7 protein-coding genes are annotated in these 6,384 nt (G+C 44.7%); all 7 read left to right on the top strand.

Annotation, left to right across the window (positions count from 1 at the left end; genetic code table 11):
- Positions 1-25: 25 nt before the first annotated feature.
- Positions 26-568: a ribonuclease M5 gene (rnmV, locus tag PGX78_RS05420; protein WP_270445775.1), complete on the top strand. Its 543-nt coding sequence runs from the start codon at positions 26-28 to the stop codon at positions 566-568.
- 2 nt (positions 569-570) lie between these two features.
- Positions 571-1,425 carry a 16S rRNA (adenine(1518)-N(6)/adenine(1519)-N(6))-dimethyltransferase RsmA gene (rsmA, locus tag PGX78_RS05415; RefSeq protein WP_270445777.1) on the top strand — a complete coding sequence of 285 codons (855 nt, stop codon included), beginning with the start codon at positions 571-573 and terminating at the stop codon, positions 1,423-1,425.
- A gap of 50 nt (positions 1,426-1,475) precedes the next feature.
- Positions 1,476-2,021: a TlpA family protein disulfide reductase gene (locus PGX78_RS05410; RefSeq protein WP_270445774.1), complete on the top strand. Its 546-nt coding sequence runs from the start codon at positions 1,476-1,478 to the stop codon at positions 2,019-2,021.
- A 79-nt stretch (positions 2,022-2,100) separates the two neighbouring features.
- Positions 2,101-2,664 (top strand): alkyl hydroperoxide reductase subunit C, encoded by a 564-nt coding sequence (ahpC, locus tag PGX78_RS05405; RefSeq protein WP_006942686.1) that lies wholly within the window; start codon positions 2,101-2,103, stop codon positions 2,662-2,664.
- A gap of 110 nt (positions 2,665-2,774) precedes the next feature.
- On the top strand, positions 2,775-3,446 hold the full coding sequence (locus PGX78_RS05400; RefSeq protein ID WP_270445772.1) for a TVP38/TMEM64 family protein: 672 nt from the start codon (positions 2,775-2,777) through the stop codon (positions 3,444-3,446).
- Positions 3,447-3,566: 120 nt separating this feature from the next.
- The gene (locus PGX78_RS05395) at positions 3,567-5,297 is read left to right on the top strand and encodes a B12-binding domain-containing radical SAM protein (RefSeq protein WP_270445771.1); all 1,731 of its coding nucleotides are present in this window, start codon (positions 3,567-3,569) and stop codon (positions 5,295-5,297) included.
- A 9-nt stretch (positions 5,298-5,306) separates the two neighbouring features.
- A complete protein-coding gene (locus PGX78_RS05390) occupies positions 5,307-6,257 on the top strand; it encodes a TIGR01212 family radical SAM protein (RefSeq protein WP_270445769.1) in 951 nt (316 codons plus the stop codon).
- The last annotated feature ends 127 nt before the right edge of the window (positions 6,258-6,384 follow it).

Here is a 6,384-nt window from a genome sequence, read left to right as displayed (position 1 = left end):
TTGAAGAAGGGGACGGCATTACATTATGATTAAGGAAGTAATCGTCGTAGAAGGTCGGGCCGATGAAGCGCGCATTCGGGCCTGCCGGATTGAGGCTGATACTATTCGTACGGACGGCTTTAATCTGCTTCCTCATACGTTGGAAGCAATCCGGGCGGCTTATGAAAGACGGGGAATCATTATTTTAACAGACCCCGACGGGGCGGGTGAACGCATTCGTAAGTACTTGACAGACAAATTTCCTATGGCTAAGCATGCCTTTGTGCCGCGAAAAGAGGCCATTGCCAATGATGACTTGGGCATTGAGCAGGCGAATAGAGACTCTATTTTACGGGCTCTGGAACAGGCACGATGCCTTCAGTTCGAACCGCAACATGAGTTTACTCTTGCCGATTTATCGGAAAACGGCTTAAACGGGACGACGGATGCTTCCGAACGACGGGCCTTTGTGGGAGCCAAATTGGGAATCGGCTACGGCAATGCTAAACAGTTTTTGCGCCGCCTTAACGGTTACGGCGTGACAAGAGATGAATGGAATGCCGCCTTGGCGGCCTTAAATGAGGGGTAATGATGAAAGGGACAGTCATTGCGAATCCCGATGTGGTTCGCTACATTGTAAAACGCTTTAATTTACGGATGAGTAAAAAATGGGGCCAGAATTTCCTGATTCGCCCCGATGTGGTCAAAAATATAGCTATAGCCGCAGATATAGGTGAAGGAGACGAAGTCCTTGAAATCGGGCCCGGTATAGGTACGCTGACACAGGCTTTGGCGGAAACGAAGGCATCTGTAACAGCGGTAGAAATTGATGATCGCCTTTTACCTATTTTGGACAAAACATTAGAAGATTACGAGAATGTTCGGATTATTCACGGCGATATTTTGAAAATAGATATAAACAAGGAAATGAATGAGCGTTCCTTTACGGTTTGTGCCAACTTGCCGTATTATATTACGACCCCCATTATTATGCGGCTTTTGGAAGAACGGTTACCCATTCGTAAACTGGTTGTTATGGTGCAAAAGGAAGTTGCCGAACGTATGACGGCTAAGCCGGGAAGTCGTATTTACGGAGCTTTGTCCGTGGCCGTCCAGTACTATACGAAGCCACGCTGTGAATTTGATATTTCCCCGCAGTCTTTCTTGCCTCCGCCGGCCGTAACGTCGACAGTGGTAAGTATGGAAGTACGGAATGAGCCCGCCGTAGTAGTGAAGGATGAAAAGTTGTTCTTTAGAGTTGTGAAGTTTGCTTTCGCCCAACGGCGTAAGACCTTATTAAACGCTTTAAAAGGCGGCGGAATTCCGGCAGAAGAGGCTTCTCGCATGCTGGAAGCATCCGGTATAGACGGGAGTCGCCGCGGCGAAACGTTAACCTTACAGGAATTTGCGAATATTGCCGACAGCTGGTATGAATTGATACATTAATTCCGGACGCCCCTTACGGGGCGTTTGTATATTTTAAGAGAGGAACGGCCATGAGAAGCGAAAAACGTAAAAATATCATATTTTTCGGGTTGGCTTTCATATGCCTGGTTTTATTGTTCGTTTGGTGGCCGGGGAAGGATCCTGCACGGATAGATATGGAAGGACGCAAGGATACGGCCGATCTGATTCGGTCAGAAACTGAAGTGTTGGCTCCCGATATTTTGTTGAAAACCCGAAGCGGAGAGACTGTCAGACTGCGTACTTTATACAATGAAAAGCCTGTGTGCCTGTACTTTTGGCATCCGTGGACGGAGTATTCAAAAGAAGGACTGGATACCTTAGAAGATGTGAAAAAAAAGACCGGTGATTCCGTTTATATTTGCGCTGTTATGACAGACGGAACGGCTGCTGACGGCTATGCATACATAGACGTTAAGAAGTATGATTTCCTGTCATATCATACAGATATACGTTCATGGCGGGAATTTATTATTAAATCGCCGCCTGTATGGATCATTATTGACAAAGGCGGGCGCATTAAGGACAAGGCAGATAGTCTTACGGAGTTGCAAATTTTAACAAGCCTTGCTAAATAAGAATGATTATTGACATTGTCAAATACATCCCTTATACTAACTATATGATAATTGTTATCAGTTAAAGGAGGTAAAGACTATGTCTCTTAACGGAAAGAAAGTAACCGATTTTTCATTACAGGCCTATCAAAAGGGTGCTTTTAAAGAAATTACTTCTCATGCTTTGGAAGGGAAGTGGAGTGTATTCTTCTTCTATCCTGCCGATTTTACATTTGTGTGCCCTACGGAATTAGGCGATTTACAGGATAAGTATGAAGATTTTCGCAAGATAAATTGTGAAATTTACTCCGTTTCCTGCGATACACACTTTGTCCATAAAGCATGGCATGAGTCGTCGGCTACGGTCGGTAAGGTGGAATTTCCCATGATCGGTGACCCGACGGGTATTTTGGCCAAAGATCTGGACGTATATATCGAAGATGCGGGACTTGCAGAACGGGGAACCTTCGTCATTAATCCGGAAGGCAAGGTCGTTTTATATGAAGTAAGTGCCGGCAATATCGGCAGAAATGCAGATGAATTGTTGCGTAAAGTACAGGCTGCACAGTTTGTTCACCTTCACGGTGACGAAGTGTGCCCGGCAAAATGGAAACCGGGCAGCAAGACCTTAAAACCGGGATTCGATTTAGTAGGAAAGATTTAATAAACTTTATAAGACCCGCATCGATAAGATGCGGGTCTTTCTGTGTATCGACAAGAAATGAGAGGGGAAGTATAATAGACGATATTACTATAAGTATTTAAGGAGTAAGTATGAAGCAATATAACGGCATAACGGAACGGCAGATGCAAATCGGTGCCTGTCTGATTATAGCCCTAATCCTCGGCGGTATACACTTGGCCTTGCCCGGCTTTTACAGTACCTTGATTACCTTGGCTATGGACGGGAATGTGCCGGGGTTGCAGGCATATATCCTTTCGTATGGATACCTTTCCATGGCCATCAGTATACTCATGATTTTGTTGACGAATATGACGGGGCTTCCATCGTTGCCGCTTCTCATTGTCAATGGTCTTGTTTTCGGTCTTATTCCGGGTATTATCGTCTCGTGGATTGGCGAATTTCTCGGCTGTACGGCAGGCTTTATTGTCATGCGTACCGTCTTTCGCAGTACGGCTGAGCGTATTATTGCCAAGAGCGATAAACTGAGTCGTATTGACGGGTACAGTACGTTTCGCAATGTTTTTATTGCCAGAGCTTTGCCGTATACACCCAATGTTTTGTTAACGGCACTCATCGCATCGGGGCGCACTTCCTTTTCGGATCATTTGGGAGCCACTTTCCTGGGAAAACTTCCGGCTGTAGCTATTGAGGTTTGGCTGGGGCATGATTTGGTTTATATTACCGAACATCCGGGGCGATTAGCTGTGGTCGTTCTTATTTGCCTTGTAGGTGTCGTCATATATCGGCGTAAAAACAAATAACTTTGGCATTAAAGAGGCGGAAATTCTGCCTCTTTTTCATTCCGTAAAGGTATGATTTGCAGTATAATAATAAAGATAAGTGCTCACGTTTTCAGTAGCGACGGGAGGATTACCTGTTACATGAAAGTGTTATTAGCCGCCTTAAATGCAAAATTCGTGCAATCGTCATTGGCCTTGCGATATTTGCAACTGGCCTGTAAAGAACGGGGACTGACGAATACGGAAACGGCGGAATATACCATAAATCACAATTTATATGATATTGTAGGACGCATTTATGCTCACCGTGCCGATGCGGTAGGGCTTTCTTGTTATGTTTGGAATATTGAAATGACCTTAAAAACGGCTCGACTCATACATGAGGTCCTTCCGTCTTGCAAAATTTTTCTCGGCGGCCCGGAAGTGTCGTATACAGCCGAGGCGGTATTGAAGGAACACGATTATATTGACTGTATAGTGCAAGGTGAAGGTGAAGAAGTTTTACCTCAGTTAATTCAGTCGTGGGAAGAAGGAATTGAAAGACCCGAACTGACAGGGGTTCTTTTTAGGAACGGGAATACACTTGAAGGGTCAAAACAACTTTGCGAGGTAGCCGATTTAAATACCTTACCTTTTCCTTACGAAGGAGAAGACTTTTCGAAACTTTCGCATAAAATAATTTATTACGAAAGCTCCAGAGGATGTCCCTTTCAATGTCAGTATTGCTTATCAGGTATGAGTCAAAGTGTGCGATTTCGCAATACCCGTACCGTCATAAGTGAGTTAAAGCGCTTTATTGCTGCCGGAGTTAAGCAAGTAAAGTTTGTGGATCGGACCTTTAACTGTAATCCCGAGCACTATCGGACATTGTTGCGCTTTTTTGTATCCGTACCGGAAGATATTAACTTTCACTTGGAAATCGAACCGGGATTTTTGACCGATGAGGATTTGGAAATTTTAAAAGCGGCCCCACCGGGGCGCATACAAATGGAGATGGGAATTCAGTCCACTTATGAGAGGACTCTGAATGCCGTGCGTCGGGTCAACGATTGGCCTCGTATTGAGAAAGTTATGAAGACCTTGCGTGATTATCAATCGGTGCATCTTCATTTAGATCTGATTGTCGGGTTGCCTTATGAAACGATGGAGCATTTGCAGCAGTCTTTCAATGAAATTTATGCTCTGAAACCGCATGTGCTGCAAATAGGCTTTTTGAAGCTTCTTAAGGGGTCGGGTATACGGAATCGCTTTGCAAAAGACTACCGATTTGACCCGGATGGTCCGTATGAGATATTAGAAACCGCTTGGTTGTCTTTTGGTCAAGTCCGCCGAATGAAACGGTTTGAGGATGTATTCGAACGCGTTTATAACAGTAATAAATTTACGGATTTTCTCAATTATGTCGTGCCGTTTTACGAGAGCCCCTTTGTTTTTTATGATGAGGTGACGCTCTTTATTGACAAGGTTCACGGTGATGAAGGCTTATTGTCGGATCGTACGCTCATTGACTTGTTGTATGAATTTGTTCGTGATTCGAAAAAAATCGAGAAAAGAGGTAAGGAAACGGCTGTTGAACTGCTCGATTTCAATGTGCGAATTTCCTTTGCCTTTCGTCTGCAACCGGGATTTTCCCAAAAAGCCTGCCATCGCAACGAATGGGATGGGGTGTTTAGGAACGAGCCTTTGATGAAGACCTATTACGATGATTATCGATTTACGAATATGCGTGACATAAAGCGAAGATATCAGCTATGGCCCTTGTCACCCGAGGCAGCACAAGTGATAACGGGAAAGCCCTTTGACGGAGCTGTACGGGTTATTGCCAGACAAGAGAAAAAGGGAGTTTCAAGGCATGTTATAAATAAGCCTTAGAGGAGAATTATGGAAACACCTTACAGAATGTATTCGTCGTATTTAAAGGAACGGTACGGCGAGAAAGTATATAAGTTGCCGGTCAGCATTCCCGATACCTGTCCCAATCGGGACGGACGGTTAGGTACAGGCGGATGCGCTTTCTGCGGAGCCATCGGGGCGGGATATGAAAACCTGCCTGCTTCCGTCACCATCGAGGAGCAACTGAAGGCTAATAAGGAACATATAGGCCCTAAGTATAAAGCCGAAAAGTTTATCGCTTATTTTCAGAATTTCACCAATACGTATGTGCCGGTTAATTTGTTCCGTGAGTATTTGGAAGCGGCCTGCTTACCCGATGTTGTGGGCCTTGCCGTAGCGACCAGACCGGATTGTCTGAACCGGACGTACCTGAATATTATGGATGACGTTCGGCAAAGGTACGGTGTCGATATTACCGTGGAATTGGGACTTCAGACCGTCAATTATAAAACGTTGAAACAGATTAACAGGGGACACGGCGTAGCCGAATATATCGATGCCCTCATGATGCTGAGAGACTATGATTTTCGCAATTGTACTCATGTTATTATCGGTCTTCCCGGTGACGACGAGGTCGATACTATTGAAACGGCAAAGATTATTTCAGCTTTGCCGACTCATGAAGTAAAGCTTCATGCTCTGTATATCATTAAAAATACGCGTATGGCACAATGGTACAAGAATGGCGAAATCAGTTTGATTACAGTAGAAGAGTACGTAAACAGAGTTATTTCGTTTCTGGAGTACTCGCGTAGTGATTTAGTATTTCAACGCCTCATCGGCAGAGCTCCCGAAGAAGCGACCGACTTTTCGAACTGGAGCATGGGGTGGTGGCGAATTCGCGATATGATTGAATCGGAAATGGCGACAAGACAGACCTTCCAAGGTCGCAAATGTGATTATTTGGGTGGTAAAGCAGTCCGCCATTTCGGTAAATAAGGAGATTATGTTGGCAGAAAAAATATTTAATTTTTCCGACCCTTCCGAAGCCAGACATCTGATCGGGATGCATGACGAATTGTTGCAAACTATGCGTCAAGAGTTTCCGTCCTTGGCTTTATCGTCG

The organism is Megasphaera sp. AF13-6AC (genome assembly GCF_027685385.1).
GTDB classification, from domain to species: domain Bacteria; phylum Bacillota; class Negativicutes; order Veillonellales; family Megasphaeraceae; genus Megasphaera; species Megasphaera micronuciformis.
This window is presented reverse-complemented; position numbering and strand designations above follow the sequence as displayed.